Annotated in this window: 14 protein-coding genes and 1 pseudogene; 10 read left to right on the top strand and 5 right to left on the bottom strand. The window is 68.8% G+C overall.

The genetic code is table 11. The annotated features are described in order from the left end of the window. The 4 genes and pseudogenes from SM757_RS21905 to hemH all read left to right on the top strand — a co-directional run. Positions 1-478: pseudogene (locus tag SM757_RS21905) on the top strand (hypothetical protein); the annotation flags it as partial. Positions 479-1001: 523 nt separating this feature from the next. After that, the gene (gene rpoD, locus SM757_RS21900) at positions 1002-3239 is read left to right on the top strand and encodes an RNA polymerase sigma factor RpoD (protein ID WP_066335114.1); all 2238 of its coding nucleotides are present in this window, start codon (positions 1002-1004) and stop codon (positions 3237-3239) included. A gap of 117 nt (positions 3240-3356) precedes the next feature. Further along, positions 3357-4322, top strand: a complete 966-nt coding sequence (locus SM757_RS21895) for an adenylate/guanylate cyclase domain-containing protein (protein WP_066335116.1) — start codon at positions 3357-3359, stop codon at positions 4320-4322. Positions 4323-4383: 61 nt separating this feature from the next. Further along, positions 4384-5457 (top strand): ferrochelatase, encoded by a 1074-nt coding sequence (hemH, locus tag SM757_RS21890; RefSeq protein ID WP_322467023.1) that lies wholly within the window; start codon positions 4384-4386, stop codon positions 5455-5457. Between the two features lie 101 nt (positions 5458-5558). Here hemH and SM757_RS21885 read toward each other — a convergent pair whose 3' ends face one another. The 4 genes from SM757_RS21885 to SM757_RS21870 form a co-directional block, all read right to left on the bottom strand. Next, positions 5559-6653 (bottom strand): porin, encoded by a 1095-nt coding sequence (locus tag SM757_RS21885; RefSeq protein ID WP_322467022.1) that lies wholly within the window; start codon positions 6651-6653, stop codon positions 5559-5561. A 192-nt stretch (positions 6654-6845) separates the two neighbouring features. Beyond that, positions 6846-8369 carry a tripartite tricarboxylate transporter permease gene (locus SM757_RS21880; RefSeq protein ID WP_066335122.1) on the bottom strand — a complete coding sequence of 508 codons (1524 nt, stop codon included), beginning with the start codon at positions 8367-8369 and terminating at the stop codon, positions 6846-6848. Further along, the gene (locus tag SM757_RS21875; RefSeq protein WP_322467021.1) at positions 8370-8870 is read right to left on the bottom strand and encodes a tripartite tricarboxylate transporter TctB family protein; all 501 of its coding nucleotides are present in this window, start codon (positions 8868-8870) and stop codon (positions 8370-8372) included. A 1-nt stretch (position 8871) separates the two neighbouring features. After that, positions 8872-9834, bottom strand: coding sequence for a tripartite tricarboxylate transporter substrate binding protein (locus SM757_RS21870; protein WP_066335127.1), 963 nt, complete (start codon positions 9832-9834; stop codon positions 8872-8874). 98 nt (positions 9835-9932) lie between these two features. Between SM757_RS21870 and SM757_RS21865 the strand changes: the two genes are divergently transcribed. The 6 genes from SM757_RS21865 to dnaJ all read left to right on the top strand — a co-directional run bounded on the left by SM757_RS21865 (position 9933) and on the right by dnaJ (position 16478). Next, the gene (locus SM757_RS21865; RefSeq protein WP_066335129.1) at positions 9933-10613 is read left to right on the top strand and encodes a response regulator transcription factor; all 681 of its coding nucleotides are present in this window, start codon (positions 9933-9935) and stop codon (positions 10611-10613) included. Beyond that, positions 10610-12061, top strand: coding sequence for a sensor histidine kinase (locus tag SM757_RS21860; protein WP_322467020.1), 1452 nt, complete (start codon positions 10610-10612; stop codon positions 12059-12061). Before SM757_RS21865 ends, SM757_RS21860 begins: the two co-directional genes overlap by 4 nt. Next, positions 12058-12495 carry an RNA-binding S4 domain-containing protein gene (locus SM757_RS21855; RefSeq protein WP_322467019.1) on the top strand — a complete coding sequence of 146 codons (438 nt, stop codon included), beginning with the start codon at positions 12058-12060 and terminating at the stop codon, positions 12493-12495. The genes SM757_RS21860 and SM757_RS21855 overlap by 4 nt, the downstream gene beginning before the upstream one ends. A gap of 103 nt (positions 12496-12598) precedes the next feature. After that, a complete protein-coding gene (grpE, locus tag SM757_RS21850; RefSeq protein WP_322467018.1) occupies positions 12599-13180 on the top strand; it encodes a nucleotide exchange factor GrpE in 582 nt (193 codons plus the stop codon). A gap of 91 nt (positions 13181-13271) precedes the next feature. Beyond that, complete coding sequence (dnaK, locus tag SM757_RS21845) at positions 13272-15233, top strand: molecular chaperone DnaK (RefSeq protein ID WP_322467017.1); 1962 nt, start codon at positions 13272-13274, stop codon at positions 15231-15233. Positions 15234-15323: 90 nt separating this feature from the next. Then, positions 15324-16478 carry a molecular chaperone DnaJ gene (gene dnaJ, locus SM757_RS21840; RefSeq protein WP_066335141.1) on the top strand — a complete coding sequence of 385 codons (1155 nt, stop codon included), beginning with the start codon at positions 15324-15326 and terminating at the stop codon, positions 16476-16478. A 135-nt stretch (positions 16479-16613) separates the two neighbouring features. Here the strand turns inward: dnaJ and SM757_RS21835 are convergent, their stop codons facing one another. Beyond that, positions 16614-18554 carry an LTA synthase family protein gene (locus tag SM757_RS21835; RefSeq protein ID WP_322467016.1) on the bottom strand — a complete coding sequence of 647 codons (1941 nt, stop codon included), beginning with the start codon at positions 18552-18554 and terminating at the stop codon, positions 16614-16616. Positions 18555-18621 lie beyond the last annotated feature (67 nt).

Raw genomic sequence — 18621 nt, 5'->3', positions numbered from 1 at the left:
CCGGGCACCGGCGGCGCGGCGCAGCGGCGGCCGCGTCGCGCCCAAGCAGCGCGAGGACCGCGTGCTGCAACTGCTGCTGTCGCACGCCGACTGGTGGGACCAGCTCTCCCCGGCCGCGCACGACCTGCTGCACGGCCTGCCCGCGCCGCATGGCGCGCTGGTGGCCTGGCTGGAGCGCGAGTTGCACGAGCACGGCCCGCAGTCCTGGGCCGCGCTGCGCATCGCCTTGGAGCAGGACCCGCTGGCCGAGGAGGCACGCAACGCCCTGCCCGGCGACGAGCCCGGCGAGGAAGTGCTGGCCGACCTGGAAAGGTTGCTGGACGCGCTGCACCTCAAGGAAGTGCAGGCGCAGCTGGAGGAGCTGGCCGTGAGCCTGCCCGCCGACCCGGTGGCGCGCGAGCAGCACATGGGCCGCATCCGCGAGCTCACCGCGCTGAGCCAGGAGCTGCGCAAGCGCACCAGCGCTTCCAGCGCCTGAGCGCAGGCAATCGCCCTGGGAGCAGCAGGCGCCGACGCCGGCGCCATCCGTTTGCTCCCGCAGGCCAGCCGCAAGTGCCACGCACCCTCGCCCGCACGCCCGTCCCGCTGCATTTTCTGAAGCTTTTTCAAGTGCTTGGCTGAATGCCACTCAACTCTGGCGCGGTCCAGCCGAATAGGCTGCTGTCAGACACTTTTTTTGGCTTGACAAACACTTGACTTTTGACCTTCGACCCTACATGGGGGATAATTGAAGGTTCGTTATCAGCGGCAAGAGTGACAGCAGCGTCATTGGATACCGGATCCGGCCACCCGCGACACGGGGTTGAAACAACAGGCCATATTTCCGCCCAGGGCTGCGCTATTCCCGAAGTCCACGCGAGCTTGCCCGCCCGAGCCTTACCGACCGCGACGCACCAGACGTGCCGGCGCGTGCTTCGTGCTTTGCGCATGAGGCGCGCGCATGCCATGTGCTCGCCTCCGCGAGGCCGGACGTTTGACGCTTTCACCATCCGAGGAATTGCATGACCGCCAAGAAGACCGCGCCTGTCCAAGACGATCTGGAAGACGACAAGAAGCCTGCTGCCAAGGCGGCCAAGACCGCTGCCCGCAAGAAGCCGGCCGCCAAGGCTGCTGCCGCCGCGCCTGCCGAGGACAAGGCCAAGCGCGGTCGCAAGCCCAAGGCTGCCGAGAAGGAAGAGGCCGAGGAGGACTTCAGCGACGACATCGAGGCCGATCTCGAGGGCGAGGTTGAAGCCGAGGCGGGTGAAGCCGAGGCCGATGCCGGCACCGAGGTCGTGGCCGACGAGGTCGCCGCCGACAAGCCCAAGGCCAAGCCGCTGCGCATGAAGGTCAGCCGCGCCAAGGAGCGCGCGCTCATGCGCGAGTTCGGCCTGGACGAGACCGCGCTCACCGAAGAGGAAGTCGCCAAGCGCCGCCAGGAGCTCAAGACGCTCATCAAGATGGGCAAGACGCGCGGCTTCCTGACGCACCAGGAGATCAACGACCACCTGCCGGAAAAGCTGGTGGAGGCGGAGATCCTGGAAGCCATCGTCTCGATGCTCAACGACATGGGCATCGCCGTGTACGAGCAGGCGCCTGACGCGGCCACGCTGCTGATTGCCGGCGGCGCCACCACCACCGCCACCGAGGAAGAGGCCGAGGAAGCCGCCGAGGCCGCGCTGTCCACGGTGGACTCCGAGTTCGGCCGCACCACCGACCCCGTGCGCATGTACATGCGCGAAATGGGCACGGTGGAGCTGCTCACGCGCGAGGGCGAGATCGAGATCGCCAAGCGCATCGAGAAGGGCCTGCAGGACATGATGCTGGCCATCTCGGAGTCGCCCACGACGATTGCCGAGATCCTCACCATGGCCGACAAGCTGGCCTCCGGCGAGATGGCCATCTCCGAGGTGGTGGACGGCTTCGTGGCCGAGGACGAGGCCGACGACTACGTCGCCGAGGAAGACTTTGACGAGTTCGACGAAGAGGACGACGACGACGGCCAGGGCGGCTCCAAGGCGCTGACCAAGAAGCTCGAAGAGCTCAAGCGCGCCGCGCTGGTGAAGTTCGACGCCATCCGCGCCCAGTTCGAGCAGCTTCGCAAGGTGGTCGAGAAGGACGGCGCCAAGGGCTACAAGTCGCCGGCCTACGTGAAGGCGCAGGACGCCATCAGCGGCGAGCTGATGACGATCCGCTTCACCGTCAAGACCATCGAGAAGCTCTGCGACATGCTGCGCTCGCAGGTGGACGACGTGCGCCGCTACGAGCGCGAGCTGCGCCGCATCGTCGTGGACAAGTGCGGCATGCCGCAGGAACACTTCATCAAGACCTTCCCGCCGCGCGCGCTGGACCTGAAGTGGGCCGAGGACGAAGTGGCCCTGGGCAAGGGCTACAGCGCCGTGCTGGGCCGCAACCTGCCCGCCGTGCAGGAGCTGCAGCAAAAGCTCGTCGACGTGCAGTCGCGCGCCGTGGTGCCGCTGGAAGACCTCAAGGCGATCAACAAGAAGATGAACGAGGGCGAGAAGAGCTCTCGCGACGCCAAGAAGGAGATGATCGAGGCCAACCTGCGCCTGGTGATCTCCATCGCCAAGAAGTACACCAACCGCGGCCTGCAGTTCCTGGACCTGATCCAGGAAGGCAACATCGGCCTGATGAAGGCGGTGGACAAGTTCGAATACCGCCGCGGCTACAAGTTCTCGACCTACGCCACGTGGTGGATCCGCCAGGCCATCACGCGCTCGATCGCCGACCAGGCACGCACCATCCGCATCCCGGTGCACATGATCGAGACCATCAACAAGATGAACCGCATCTCGCGCCAGCACCTGCAGGAGTTCGGCTTCGAGCCGGACGCGCCGACGCTGGCCGAGAAGATGGAGATCCCCGAGGACAAGATCCGCAAGATCATGAAGATCGCCAAGGAGCCGATCTCCATGGAAACGCCCATCGGCGACGATGACGACTCCCACCTGGGCGACTTCATCGAGGACACCAACAACACCGCGCCCATCGAGGCGGCCATGCAGGCCGGCCTGCGCGACGTGGTCAAGGACATCCTCGACAGCCTCACCCCGCGCGAAGCCAAGGTGCTGCGCATGCGCTTCGGCATCGAGATGCAGTCGGACCACACGCTGGAGGAAGTCGGCAAGCAGTTCGACGTCACCCGCGAGCGCATCCGCCAGATCGAGGCCAAGGCCATCCGCAAGCTCAAGCACCCGACGCGCTCGGACAAGCTGCGCACGTACTTGGACAACTTGTAAGTCGGAAAAGCGGGCTGGCTTTGCCAGCCCTTGAAGTTGGCGACGGCCCCGGTAATCCCGGGGCCGTCGCTTTTGTGCGCCGGCCCCCGCAAGCGCGCGGCTAAACTGCCGTGGCCCATGACCCGCATCCTTGAACGTACCGTCCTGTTTGCCGACCTGCGCGGATCCACCGCGCTGTACGAGCGCTTGGGCAATGCCGCGGCCAGCACGCTGGTGACGGGTGCCGTGGGCCTGGTGGGCGAGTGCGTGGAGCGCGGCGGCGGCCACGTGGTCAAGACGCTGGGCGACGGGCTGATGGCGGTGTTCGAGCACACCGCCGCCGCCGTCGCCGCGGCCGACGCCATGCACGTGGCGCTGGACCGCCCGCCCCAGGGCAGCGGCGCGGCCACCGCCGCCGGCGTGGCTTCCGGCGCGCTCAAGCTGCAGGTGGCCATGGCGCGCGGCGAGGTCGTGGAGATCGACAGCGACTGCTTCGGCGACGCCGTCAACGTCGCTGCGCGGCTGCTGGACCATGCCGGCGACAACGAGACCCTGGTCACCGTGGACGTGCTGGCCGGCCTGCAGCCCGTGCAGCAAACGCGCTTTCGCGCCCTGGACCGGCTGCAGTTGCGCGGCCGCGCCGAGCCCGTGCAGGTGCACCTGCTGCAGGGCCGCGCTGCGGCCACGGACGGTGCGGCCACGCAGTTCGGCGACGCCGTGGCCCTGCCCGGCGAGCCCGAGGCGCTGCGCTTGGTGTGGCGCGGCCAGGAGCGGATTTTTGCCACGTCCCAATTCCCGCTGGTGCTGGGCCGCAGCCCGCAGGCCGGCTGCTGCATAGACGACTCCCGCGTCTCGCGCTCGCATGCGCGCATCGACTGGCACGGCGGCGCCTTCCAGTTCACGGACCTGAGCTTCAACGGCAGCTTCGTGCGCTTCGCCCACGACCGCGCCGTGCTCAGCCTGCGCCGCGGCAGTTGCACGCTGCACGGCCGCGGCGAGATCGGCTTGGGCGTGCCGCCCGGGGACGTGCGCGCGCCCGTGCTGCGCTTTGAAGTCCTGCGCCTGGGCAACAACCGGCTGCCGCCCGAGCCCGCCACGGCCTGAGGCGCGCCCGGCGCGCGGCGGCCCTGCCCGCCCGGGTCAGGCCATCGGGGACAATTTGCGAATGACCTCCACCGCTTCCTACCGGCACGGCACGGCCGAGCGCACCGCCGTGCTGCTCGTCAACCTGGGCACGCCTGACGAGCCCACTCCCGCGGCGCTGCGCCGCTACCTGGCCGAGTTCCTGGGCGATCCGCGCGTGGTGGAGATCCCGCGCGCGGCCTGGCTGCCCATACTGCACGGCGTCATCCTGCGCGTACGCCCGCCCAAGTCGGCCGCCAAGTACGCCAGCATCTGGACGCCGCAGGGCTCGCCCCTGGCGGTGTGGACGCAGCGCCAGGCCGAAGGGCTGCGCCAGCGGCTGCCGGACACGGTGCTGGTGCGCCACGCCATGCGCTACGGCAACCCGGCCCTGCCGCAGGTGCTGGACGAGCTCACCGCCGCCGGCGCCACGCGCGTGCTGGTGCTGCCGCTGTACCCGCAGTACGCCGCCTCCACCACCGCCACGGCCAACGACGCGGTGGCGCGCTGGCTCTCGGCGCAGCGGCGCCAGCCGGAAATCCGCTTCGTCAACCACTACCCCGACGATGCCGGCTACATCGGCGCGCTGGCTGCGCAGGTGCACGCGCACTGGCAGCAGCACGGGCGCGGCGAGAAGCTCGTCATGAGCTTCCACGGCGTTCCCAAGCGCACGCTGGAGCTGGGCGATCCCTACCACTGCGAATGCCACAAGACGGCGCGGCTGCTGGCGCAGCAACTGGGCCTGGCCAAGGACGAGTGGCTGGTGACCTTCCAGAGCCGCTTCGGCAAGGCCGAGTGGCTGAAGCCCTACACCGAGCCCACGCTGGTGCAACTGGCGCGCGGCGGCCTGAAGCGCGTGGACGTCATGTGCCCCGGCTTCCCGGCCGACTGCCTGGAAACGCTGGAGGAAATCAACATGGAGGTGCGCGCCGCCTTCGTCCAGGCCGGCGGACGGGAGTACCACTACATCCCCTGCCTCAACGACGCGCCGGCCTGGCTGGACGCGCTGGCCGACCTGGCGCGGCGCCACCTGCAGGGCTGGCCGGTGGACGCGGCCCCGGCGGCCGAGCTGGCGCGCCAGCGCGAGCGGGCGCTGGCCTTGGGCGCGGCGGCCTGAAAAGCGAGAAGGCCGCCGGGCAACGGGGGTTGCCGCGGCGGCCTGGTGCCGGCGCAGGCCGGCAGCCTCCCGGCATCAGGCCGGGAGGGCGCGCAACGCGCTTAGAAGCGGTGCTGCACGCCGACCATGGCGCCGGTCTGGGTGTCGCTGAAGCCGGTCACGCCCTCGGTGCTGCCGCTGCGGGTCAGGCCGACGAACTGGTCGTTCTTGGCGCGGGCGTGGGCGGCCACGGCGTAGAGGTCCGTGCGCTTGGACAGCGCATATTTGGCGCGGAAGACGAACATCGTCGGATCGGCCTCGGGGCCGGTGGCCACGTCCTTGACGTTGACGCGGTACACGGCGGCGGTCAGGCCCAGCGCCGGGGTGGCCTGGTAGTTGACGCCGGCCCACCAGGTGTCGCCGCGCAGGTCCACCGCCGCGGCAGCGGCGAGGTTCTTCTTGTAATAGCGATAGGCCCCCTTGAGCGACCAAGTGTCGTTCAGGGCATAGCCCACGCCCAGTTGGGCCACGGTGGTCTTGTCGTGGCCGGTGGCGGTGGACAGGCCGTTGGTGCGCTCGTAGGTGGCGGCGGTGCTGAAGGGACCGGCCGCGTAGCCCAGGCCCAGCATCACGGTGGAGCCGTCGGAGGCGCCGGTGGCCTGCTCGCCGAAGGCGTAGGTCGCGCCGACCTTCACGCCGCTGAACGTGCCCTGGTACTTGACGAGGTTGCTGGCGCCCGTGGTCATGCCGTACTTGTTGACGGGCGTGCCGGTGGTGGCGTTGACCGGCGTGCCGTGGCCCGTGGTGGCCCAGGAGTAGGCCGGCGCGTAGCCCATGGGATCGAAGGGCAGGATGAAGTCGTAGGCCGTGGTGTAGGAGCGGCCGGCGATGACGCGGCCGAAGCCGCCTTCCAGGCCCACGTTGGCCTGGCGGCCGAACAGGTTGCCGTCGGACTTGCCTTCGTCGATGAAGAGGCCGCCTTCGAGCTGGAAAATGGCCTTGAGGCCGCCGCCCAGGTCCTCGGAGCCGCGCAGGCCGAAGCGCGAGGTGTTCATGCCGCCGGACGTCAGCCGCGTGACCTTGCCGCCCGTGGCCGAGGCGTGGTTGACGACTTCCACGCCGGCATCGACCAGGCCGTAGAGCTGCACGTTGGTGGACTGGGCCTGCACGGCGGCCGCGGCGGGCAGCGCGGCCAGCACGATGGCGAGTTTCTTCATGGGGTATCTCCTCTTGGTGATGAACTGCCCCGGGCCGCCGTTTCGGCTGGGTCCGGGCTTGTTGTTTCACGCCACCGGCCTTGCCACCGGCGGCGCGAACCCGGCCGCGAAGCAGCCCGATGAAGGGCCGCGCGCGGCATGAGTCGGATGAACGGGAAGCGGCTTCCTGTCGAGGAAGCCGCGGGTGGCGCGTCAGCCGTGCGGGATGGGCGCGGGCGTGCGCGGGCCGCTCTTCATGCGGCGGCGCCAGGCCATGAAGCGCGGCAGCACCAGCACCGCCACCACGACCGCCAGCAGCGTGGCCGACATGGGGCGCTGCACCAGCACGCTCCAGTGGCCTTCGCCAATGGACAGGGCGTTGCGCAACTGCGCTTCGGCCAGCGGGCCCAGGATCATGCCCACCACCACCGGTGCGGTGGGGAAGTCGAAGCGGCGCATCACCACGCCCAGGATGCCGATGGCGTAGAGCAGCACCAGGTCGAACGCGGACTGGCGCATGCCGTACACGCCCACCGTGGCGAAGATCAGGATGCCGGCGTAGAGCTGCGGCTTCGGGACCTTGAGCAGCTTCACCCAGAAGCCCACCAGCGGCAGGTTCAGGATCAGCAGCATCACGTTGCCGATGTAGAGCGAGGCGATCAGCGCCCACACCAGCGCGGCGTTGTTGTCGAAGAGCTGCGGCCCGGGCTGTATGCCGTAGTTCTGGAAGGCGCCCAACAGGATGGCGGCCGTGTTGGACGTGGGGATGCCCAGCGTCAGCAGCGGAATGAGCGTGGCGGTGATGGCGGCGTTGTTGGCCGCCTCGGGGCCGGCCACGCCCTCGATGGCACCGGTGCTCCCGAACTCTTCCTTGTGCTTGGAGAGCTTCTTCTCCGTGGCGTAGCTCAGGAAGGTCGGGATCTCGCTGCCGCCGGCCGGGATGGTGCCGAAGGGAAAGCCGATGAAGGTGGCGCGCAGCCAGGCGGGCCAGGAGCGGCGCCACTCGTCGCGCGTCATGTGCACCCGGCTGAGCTTGTTCTGCGTCTCCTGCGTCTTGCCCTCGTAGAGCACGGCGTAGAGGCACTCGGCCACGGCGAACAGGCCCACCGCGATCAGCACCACTTCCAGCCCGTCCATGAGCTCGGGCATGCCCGCCGTGTAGCGCGCCTGGCCCGTGATCTGGTCGATGCCCACCAGGCCCATGGCCAGGCCGATGAAGAGCGCCGTCAAGCCGCGCACCGTGCTCTTGCCCAGCACCGCGGTCACGGTGCAGAAGGCCAGCACCATCAGCATGAAGTACTCGGGCGGCCCAAGCAGCACCGCGTACTTCGCCACCAGCGGCGCGCAGAAGGTCACCAGCACCGTGGCGATGGTGCCCGCCACGAAGGAGCCTATGGCCGCCGTGGCCAGCGCGGCGCCCGCACGGCCGCTGCGCGCCATCTTGTTGCCTTCCATGGCCGTGACCATGGAGCCGGCCTCACCCGGCGTGTTGAGCAGGATGGACGTGGTCGAGCCGCCGTACATCGCGCCGTAGTAGATGCCGGCGAAGAAGATCATGGACGCCGTCGGGTCCACCTTGAGCGTGATGGGCAGCAGCATGGCCACCGCCGTGGCCGGGCCGATGCCAGGCAGCACGCCCACGGCCGTGCCGATGGTGCAGCCCACCAGCGCCCACAACAGGTTCACCGGCGTGCCGGCGGTGGCAAAGCCCTGCAGCAGGGCATTCAAGATATCCATTTACAGCCACCCCGTGCCGGTGAGCCCCGGCAGGTTGATTGCAAGACCCTGCGTGAACATCCAGTACACCGGCGCGGCAATGGCCAGGCCGACGAGGAAGTCCTTCACGAAGGAAAGCGGCGAGCGGTCGGTGCGCCCTTGCGCCGACTTGAAGCCGCGCACGGCCAGCATGAAGCACAGCGCACAGCTCAGGATGAAGCCCACGCGCTCGATGAGCGCCGCGTTGGCCAGCAGCCCGGCCGACACCCACACGAAGCCGCCCCAGAAGCCGCCCTCCTCGTCGTCGGCTTCCTCCATGTGCCGGAAGCCCCCCGTGGACGCCTCGAACAGCAGCCAGCCGCCGCACAGCAGCAGCGCCACCGTGACCAGCCAGGGCAGGAAGTTGGGGCCGACGCCGGCATAGCCTGCGTCGGCCGGGATGCCCGAGGCCCCCCAGGCCAGCAGGCCACCGGCGGCCAGCGCCGCCAGGCCCACCAGCGTCTGTGCCGTGCGCTGGCTCATGTCAGACCATCCCGGACTTGGCCATGATGGCGCGCAGGCTCGCGAACTCGTCGTCCACGAACTTGCCGAAGGCGTCGCCCGTGAGCAGCGCCGGCGTCCAGCCGTTGGTCTGCACCGCCTGCGTCCAGGCCGGCGCCTGCGTGGCCTTGGTGACCATGTCGATCAGCGCCTTGCGCTGCTCGGCCGTGATGCCGGGGGCGCCGTAGACGCCGCGCCAGTTGCTGATCACGACGTTGTAGCCCTGCTCCTTGAGCGTGGGTGCGTCCAGGCCCTTCAGGCGCTGCTCGGCCGTCACGGCGATGGGCTTCATCTTGCCGCCCTTGATGTACTCGCCGAACTCGGTGAGCGCGCTGCCGCCCACCGTGACATTGCCGCCCAGGATGGCGGCCACCGCCTCGCCGCCCCCACGGAAGGCGACGTAGTTGATCTTGGTGGGATCGACACCGGCCTCGCGCGCCAGCATGGCCACGGCGATGTGCTCGGTGGAGCCGCGCGAGCCGCCGCCCCACTTGACGCTGCCCGGGTCCTTCTTCATCTGCTCGACAACGTCCTTCATGGACTTGAAGGGAGAATTGGCGGGCAGGACGAAGACCTGCGATTCGCTGAGCAGCCGCGCCAGCGGCGTGGCCTGCGTGACGTTGACGGGAGGCTTGCCGGTGATGATGCCGCCGAGCATGACGGCGCCCATGACCATCAGCGCGTTCGGGTCGCCCTTGCTGGCATTGACGAACTGCGCCAGGCCGATGGCGCCGGCCGCGCCACCCTTGTTGTCATAGTTGACGGACGATGCGGCACCCGCCTCCATCAAGGCCTTGCCCAGGGCGCGGCCGGTGGTGTCCCAGCCGCCGCCGGGGTTGGCGGGGATCATCATCTTGAGATTGGCACCGGCGGCGCGGGCCGACAGCGGCAGCGCACCCACGGCGGCCAGCGCGGCCAGGGAACGCAGGAAAGTGTCTCGACGCATGGATGTCTCCTTGTTGTCTTGAGGGCTGGGGGGATTCTTGAAATTGGCGCTGTCGATCGGCTGTCAAACACATCAGGGAAATTACGGAGCTGTAGCGCATGAGATTGCTGCTGGTGGAAGACGATGCGGCCATGCAGGCCGCCATGCAGCGCTCGCTGGAGCGCCGCGGCATCCAGGTGAGCACCTGCGGCGACGGCGCCCGCGCGCTGGAGCGCTGGCGCGCGGCGGTGCCCGACGCCGTGGTGCTGGACCTGTCGCTGCCCAACGTGGACGGGCTGCAGGTGCTGGCGCAGGCGCGCGCGGAAGGGCTGGACGCCCCGGTGCTCATCCTCACCGCGCGCGGCACGGTGGGCGACCGCGTGCTGGGCCTCAACACCGGCGCGGACGACTACATGGCCAAGCCTTTCGACCTGGACGAGCTGGAGGCACGTCTGCGCGCCCTGGTGCGCCGCCGCGGCGGGGGCAACGGCAGCGGCGCCGTGGAGCCGCCAAGCTGGTGCGGGCTGCGGGTGGATGCCGCCAGCGGCGCCGTCTACCACCTGGACAAGCCGCTGGAGCTGGCCCCGCGCGAGGCGGCGCTGCTGCGCGCGCTGCTGGGCAAGCCCGGGCACGCGGTGGCCAAGGAGCGGCTTTTCGACATCGTGTTCGCGGGCGACGCCGCGGTACAGCCGGAAGCCATAGAAGTCGTGGCCTACCGGCTGCGCAAGAAGCTGGGCGCCACCGGCGTGCAGCTCGTAACGCTGCGCGGCCTGGGCTACTTGCTGCAGGCGCCGGCGTGACGGCGGCCACCGGCCCAAACGGCAAGGACGCCGCCGTGCACGCCGCGCGGCTGTCGCTGCGCGCGCGGCTGCTGCTGGGCATCCTGGTGCCGGTGCTGGCACTGGTGAGCTTCAACGCCTGGAGCCTGTACCGCCAGGCGTTGCGCGCGGCCGACCTGGCCTACGACCGCACGCTGCTGGCCTCGGCGAAATCCATTGGCGAGATGCTTTTCCTCACGCGCGACGGCGGGAAGGTGCGGCTGCATGCGACCGTGCCCTACGCGGCGCTGGAGGCCTTCGAGGCCGACAACCGCAGCCGCCTCTTCTACCGCGTCAACGGCTTCAACGGCGAGCTGCTGTCGGGCTTCGAAGACTTGCCCCGCTGGCAGGGGCGCATTCCCAACCGCCCGGCCTACGCGGCCCTCGTGGACTTCTACGACGGCACCTACCAGGGCATGCCCGTGCGCATGGCCGTGCTGCTGCAGCCGGTGGCGTCCGACCTGGGCCAGGGCATGGCGACCATCCAGGTAGCCGAGACGCTGGAGCTGCGCCGCTCGCTGGCGCGCGAGATGCTGCTGGATGCGCTGTGGCGCCAGGGGCTGCTGGTGGTGGTGATTGCGCTGGTGGTGGTGTGGGTGGTGCAGCGCGCCACGGCGCCGGTGCGCCGCATCAGCGAGGAGGTGGCCGCGCGCGACGAAGCGGCGCTGTCGCCCATCCATGCGCCGGACGCGCCCCGCGAGCTGCAGCCGCTGATCGCCGCCACCAACGCCGTGATGGCGCGGCTGGCGCAGGCGGCGGCGCAACAAAAGCGCTTCGTGCGCGACGCCTCGCACCAGTTGCGCACGCCGCTGGCGGTGCTCAAGGTGCAGGTGCAGTCGGCGCTGCGCGGCGACGTGGCGCCGCAGGAAGGGCTGCAGGAGATCAACACCACGGTGGACCGTGCGAATCAACTCGTGAACCAGATGCTGGCCCTGGCCAAGGTCGAGCAGTTGCGCCGCCAGCAGGACGCGCCGGTGAGCGATTGGGCCGCCATCGTCCACGCGCTGGCGCTGGAGCTCTCGGCGCTGATCGCGCAGCGCAACCTGGACTTCGAGCTGGACCTGCAGGACGGCCCTGCCCTCGTGCACGCCCACGAATGGTCGCTGCGCGAGCTCACCCGCAATTTGCTGCACAACGCCATACGCCACACGCGGGCGCTGCTGCTGGTGCGGCTGCAGCACATCGACGGGCAGGCCGTGCTCACCATCCGCGACGACGGGCCGGGCTTGGCGCCGCAGGTGCGCCGCCATCTGTTCGAGCCCTTCGCTTCCGGCAGCCCGGGCGGCTCCGGCCTTGGGCTTGCGATTTGCCACGAAATCGCCATGTCGCTGGGTGGCCGCATCGAGCTGCTGGACCGGGGCGCGGGCGACCGCACCGAAGGCCTGGACGCCGTGGTGCGCCTGGCACTGTCCGACAATCGCGCCCAATGATCGAACTACCTCTTCAAGAACGCGTCCGGCTGGACAAGTGGCTGTGGGCAGCCCGCTTCTTCAAGACACGCGGGCTGGCGTCCGAGGAAATCGGCAAGAACCGCATCAGCGTCAACGGCCAGGTGGCCAAGGCCTCGCGCGAATTGAAAGCCGGCGACCGCGTCTCCTGGCGCCAGCAAGGCGTGCTGCGCGAAGTGGAGGTGCGCGCCCTCAGCGAGGTGCGCGGCCCCGCGCCGCTGGCGCAGGCGCTGTACGCCGAAACCCCGGAAAGCCTGGAGGCCCGCCGCGTCGCCGCCGAGCAGCGGCGCCAGGGCATTGAGCCGGCGCAAAGCATCGTCAACGGCCGGCCCACCAAGCGCGACCGGCGCGACATCGAGCGCGAGCAGCGCCAGCGCGTCGAATGGGACCGCTGGAGCGCCAAGCTCAGGGATTGAAGGCCGCCGCCCGTTCTGAACCGGCCGCATCTTTTTCGCATTGACCCTCTTGAAGCCCGGGAGATCGTCCCCAGGTGTCGAGGCGTTGGAGTGACACACACCCATGAACCAGACCGACAACACCACGACCCCCGACGCGGCCCACGTGCCGCCGGCCGCCGACCACACCACCGCCGCTGACGCCGGCTCGGCCCCCAACGGTGCCGCCGAGACGCAGGGCGCAGCCCCCTCGCTGGAGCAGCGCCTGAGCGAGCTGGAAGCGCGCCACGCCGAGGTGTCCGAGGCCTACCTGCGTGCCAAGGCCGAGACCGAAAACGTGCGCCGCCGCTCCGAGGAGGAGATGGCCAAGGCGCGCAAGTTCGCCGTTGAGTCCTTCGCGGAGAGCCTGCTGCCCGTCAAGGACAGCCTGGAAGCGGCCGTCGCCAACCCCGGCGCCAACACCGCGCAGGTGCTCGAAGGCGTGCAGGCCACGCTGCGCCAGCTCAGCCAGGCCCTGGAGCGCAACAAGGTGGTGGAAGTGGCCCCGCCCGCGGGCACGCGCTTCGACCCCCACCAGCACCAGGCCATCAGCATGATTCCCGCCGAGCAGGAGCCCAACACCGTGGTGACGGTGCTGCAAAAGGGCTACCTGATCGCCGAGCGCGTGCTGCGCCCGGCCCTGGTGACGGTGGCCGCCCCCAAGTGAAAACCAAGGCGGCGGCGCGGGCTTGAAAGTTCCGTGCCTGGCCGCACTTCCCAGAACAACCAGACATCCTCCCTGAGATCAGGAGCAAAACATGGGCAAGATCATCGGCATTGACCTCGGCACCACGAACTCGTGCGTGGCCGTGATGGAAGGCAACAGCACCCGCGTCATCGAGAACAGCGAAGGCACGCGCACCACGCCCTCCATCGTCGCGTACCAGGAAGACGGCGAAATCCTGGTCGGCGCTTCCGCCAAGCGCCAGGCCGTCACCAATCCGCGCCACACCTTCTACGCGGTCAAGCGCCTCATCGGCCGCAAGTTCACCGAGAAGGAAGTGCAAAAGGACATCGACCTGATGCCCTACAAGATCGTGGCCGCCGACAACGGCGACGCCTGGGTGGAAGAGCGCGGCAAGAAGCTCGCCCCGCCCCAGGTCAGCGCCGAGGTGCTGCGCAAGATGAAGAAGACGGCCGAGGACTACCTCGGCGAGGAAGTGACGGAAGCCGTGATCACGGTGCCCGCCTACTTCAACGACAGCCAGCGCCAGGCCACCAAGGACGCCGGCCGCATCGCCGGCCTGGACGTCAAGCGCATCATCAACGAGCCCACCGCCGCGGCCCTGGCCTTCGGCCTGGACAAGCACGGCAAGGGTGACCGCAAGATCGCCGTGTTCGACCTGGGCGGCGGCACGTTCGACATCTCCATCATCGAGATCGCGGACGTGGACGGCGAGAAGCAGTTCGAGGTGCTGTCCACCAACGGCGACACCTTCCTGGGCGGCGAGGACTTCGACCAGCGCATCATCGACTACATCGTCACCGAGTTCCGCAAGGAGCAAGGCGTCGATCTGACCAAGGACGTGCTGGCCCTTCAGCGCCTGAAGGAAGCCGCCGAGAAGGCCAAGATCGAGCTGTCCAACAGCACGCAGACCGACATCAACCTGCCCTACATCACGGCCGATGCCTCGGGTCCCAAGCACCTGAACATCAAGCTCACCCGCGCCAAGCTCGAAGCGCTGGTCGATGAGCTGATCCAGCGCACCATCGAGCCCTGCCGCGTGGCCATCAAGGACGCCGGCGTCAAGGTGAGCGACATCGACGACGTGATCCTGGTCGGCGGCATGAGCCGCATGCCCAAGGTGCAGGAGAAGGTCAAGGAGTTCTTCGGCAAGGAGCCGCGCAAGGACGTCAACCCCGACGAGGCCGTGGCCGTGGGTGCCGCCATCCAGGGCCAGGTCCTGGGCGGCGAGCGCAAGGACGTGCTGCTGCTGGACGTCACCCCGCTGTCCCTGGGCATCGAGACCCTGGGCGGCGTGATGACGAAGATGATCAAGAAGAACACGACCATCCCGACCAAGTTCGCGCAGACCTTCTCCACCGCCGACGACCACCAGCCGGCCGTGACCATCAAGGTCTTCCAGGGCGAGCGCGAGATGGCCTCCGGCAACAAGTCGCTGGGCGAGTTCAACCTCGAAGGCATCCCGCCCGCGCCGCGCGGCGTGCCGCAGATCGAGGTGACCTTCGACATCGACGCCAACGGCATCCTGCACGTCTCGGCCAAGGACAAAGGCACGGGCAAGGAAAACAAGATCACCATCAAGGCGAACTCGGGCCTCTCCGAAGCCGAGATCGAGAAGATGGTGAAGGACGCCGAGATCAACGCCGCCGAGGACAAGCGCAAGCTTGAGCTGGTGCAGGCCCGCAACCAGGGCGAGGCGCTGGTGCACTCCGTGCGCAAGAGCCTGGGCGAGCATGGCGACAAGCTCGACGCGGGCGAGAAGGACAAGATCGAGGCCGCGCTCAAGGACACCGAGGAAGCGCTCAAGGGCGACGACAAGGACGCCATCGAGTCCAAGACCGAGGCCTTGATGACGGCCAGCCAGAAGTTGGGCGAGAAGGTCTACGCCGAGGCCCAGGCCGCGGCCGGCGCCGCTGGTGCCGGTGCTGCCCCGGGCGGCGAGGCGCCGCAAGGTGGTCCGTCCGCTTCGAGCTCGCGCCCCGCCGACGACAACGTCGTGGACGCCGAGTTCAAGGAAGTCAAAGACAAGAAGTGACGCGCCGCTAAAGCCTGACTGACTTCTAAAACACCCCCGTGTGGGCTTTGAGGCGCACACGGGGGCTTTTTGCATAGAGCATCCATTGCCATGGCAAAGCGTGATTACTACGAGGTCCTTGGACTGGCCAAGAACGCCAGCGAAGAGGACATCAAGAAGGCCTACCGCAAGCTGGCCATGAAATACCACCCTGACCGCAATCAGGGTGACGATGCCAAGAAGGCCGAGGAGAAGTTCAAGGAGGCCAAGGAGGCCTACGAGATGCTCTCCGACGGGCAAAAGCGCGCCGCCTACGACCAGTACGGCCACGCGGGCGTGGACCCCAACATGGGCGCGGGGCGTGGTCCGGGGCCGGAAGGCTTCGGCGGCTTCGCGGAAGCCTTCGGCGACATCTTCGGCGACCTCTTCGGCCAGGGCGGCGGAGCCGCTGGCGGCCGGCGCGGCCCCGGCGGCCAGCAGGTCTACCGCGGCGGCGATCTCAGCTACACCATGGAGATCACGCTGGAGGAGGCGGCCAACGGCAAGGAAACGCAGATCCGCATCCCGAGCTGGGAGACCTGCGAAACCTGCCACGGCAACGGCGCCAAGCCCGGCACCTCGCCCAAGCCCTGCCCTTCGTGCGGCGGCTCCGGCACGGTGCACCTGCGCCAGGGCTTCTTCAGCATCCAGCAGACCTGCCCGCACTGCCACGGCACGGGCCGCATCATTCCCGAGCCCTGCCCAACGTGCTCCGGCGCGGGCAAGCTGCGCAAGCAAAAGACGCTGGAGGTGAAGATCCCCGCCGGCATCAACGAGGGCATGCGCATCCGCTCGGCCGGCAACGGCGAGCCCGGCACCAACGGCGGCCCGCCGGGGGATCTCTACATCGAGATCCGCATCAAGCAGCACGAGATCTTCGAGCGCGACGGCGACGACCTGCATTGCACCGTGCCCGTGGGCATGACGCTGGCCGCCCTGGGCGGCGCGGTGGAAGTGCCCACGTTGGGCGGCAAGGCCGAGATCGAGCTGCCCGAGGGCACCCAGCACGGCAAGACGTTCAGGCTGCGTGGCAAGGGCATCAAGGGCCTGCGCTCCAGCTACCCGGGCGACCTCTACTGCCACGTCGCGGTGGAGACGCCCGTCAAGCTCACCGAGCACCAGCGCAAGCTGCTCAAGGAGCTGGACGAGTCCTTCCGCAAGTCCGGCGACCGCCACTCGCCCAACGCCAAGAGCTTTACCGACCGCATCAAGGACCTCTTCAAGTAGGCCGCGCGGGCGCTCCGGGTCCGATAGGCAGTCGAGCGGACCCGGGTCGCCGGGCGACGCTCGCCACAAGGCAAAAAGCCCCGCGGCTGCACAGGCCGCGGGGCTTTTTTGTGCGCGTGGCGCGCCGGCCGGTCCTCAGTGCAACGGCATGGCCGACAGGCGCAGCTCGCCCTTCCTGTAGGCCTTGGCGGGCACCTGGTAGTAGGCGATGGCCTCGTCGCGCAGGCGGCGGCTGAGCGCGTCGTCCTGGGCGATCTCCTGGCCAGACTCGGCATCGACCACGCGCGAGCGCGCGCCGGGCTTGAGCTCGACCACGCGCCCCTCCTCGTACAGGCCCACCGTCTGGTAGTTGGCCAGCAGCGCGCGCTGGTGCGTCTGGCCCTCGCGCAGGATGTCCTGGCCGAAGAAGCGGCTGTGGTAGCTGAAATTCAGCAGGCCCAGCAGCGTGGGCGCCACGTCGATCTGCGAGGCGATGCTCTCCACCCGCCCCGGCGCGACGTGCTTGGGCGCGTAGATCACCATGGGGATGTGGTAGTTGTCCGGCGGCAGCTCCTGGCGGCCGCGGCCGTTGTGGGTGTGGTCGGCCACGATGACGAAGACGGTGTCGTCGAACCAGGGCTTTTGCCTGGCGCGCTCGATGAAGTCGCCAATGGCCCAGTCGGTGTACTTCACGCCGCCCTCGCGCCCGGTCTTGGACGGGATGTCGATGCGCCCGGCCGGGTAGGTGTAGGGCCGGTGGTTGGACGTCGTCATGACGTGGGCAAAGAAAGGCTTCTTGGCGGCGGCGCGGGCATCGAGCTCGCGCAGGGTGAGGCTGAAGAGGTCCTCGTCGGCCACGCCCCAGATGTTCTCGAAGTGGATCTCGTCGGCCTTGAGCGCCGTGCGGTCGATGACGGTGTAGCCGTTGCCCCCGAAAAAGGCATTCATGTTGTCGAAGTAGCCGTAGCCGCCGTAGATGTAGAGCGGCTCGTAGCCCTTGCTCTTGAACACCTCGCCCACGGTGAAGAGGTCGCCGTTGTCCGGGCGCTTGACGATGGAGTGGCCCGGCGTGGGCGGCACGCTCAGCGACAGCGCCTCCAGCCCGCGCACCGTGCGCGTGCCCGTGGCGTAGAGCCGCGTGAAGAGCAGCCCGTCCTTGGCCAGGCGGTCCAGGTGCGGCGTGAGGCCCTCCTGGTTGCCGAAGCTGCCCAGGAAGCTGGCCGAGAGGCTTTCCACCGACACCAGCACCACGTTGAGCCGCTTCTCCGGCCTCTGGTGTTCCACGTCACGGTCAAACGGGTTGGCGGCCGACGGGCTGCCCAACGTGCGCGACAGCGTGGCGGCGGCCTGCGCGTCCGGCACGGTGCTGTAGAAGCGCTCGTAGTCGATCTCGTTGTGCCAGAAGGCGTGCCAGAAGTCGAAGTAGCCGTTGCCCGCCAGCTCGTTGGCTTGGGCGTCTTCGCTGAACTCCTTGTAGCGTGCGTCCAGGCTGACGTAGGCCAGCACCGGAGCAGCAGCCAGCGCCAGGGCGGCCACGGCGCGGCGGCGCCAGGACAGGGCGAAGTCGCTCCACAGTTGCGGCCGGCTCAGCCGGCGCATCAGCAGCACCCACAGCGTCAGCGCCACCGCGCCCACGGCCGAGAGCAGCAGCGGCATGTTGTAGGACTCGCGGATGTTGCCCAGCACCTCGTTGGTGTAAACGAGGTAATCCACCGCGATGAAGTTGAAGCGCGAGGCGAACTCGTTCCAGAAGGTGAATTCCGACGCGGCGACGAACACCGCCAGCACGCACAGCGGCAGCAGCAACGCCAGCAGCGTCCAGCGCAGCCCGCGCGTGCGCCGTGCCGGCCAGGCCAGCAGCAGCCAGCCCAGCGGCGGCAAGAAGAAGGTGGCCACCCCCAGGTCGAACAAGGCGCCTATGCCCAGGATGGGCAGCAGCCGCCACGGCAGCACCAGCGACCACTGGCCGTTGAAAGCCAGCAGGCCCAGCCGCACCAGGGCGTTGAAGAGCATGAAGCCCAGCACCAGCGGCACCAGGGGTTTCAAGCGCTGAGGAAACCACCGAGTCAGGCCGGCGCCCGCGAAAGCATTGGACATGGGTACTGCAGGGCCCCGCGCTGGAGCCGGCTGGAAAAGAAAAACGGCCGGGCGACTGCCGGGCCGG

Source organism: Azohydromonas lata (assembly GCF_034427735.1).
Classification (GTDB): Bacteria; Pseudomonadota; Gammaproteobacteria; order Burkholderiales; family Burkholderiaceae_C; genus Azohydromonas; species Azohydromonas lata.
This window is presented reverse-complemented; position numbering and strand designations above follow the sequence as displayed.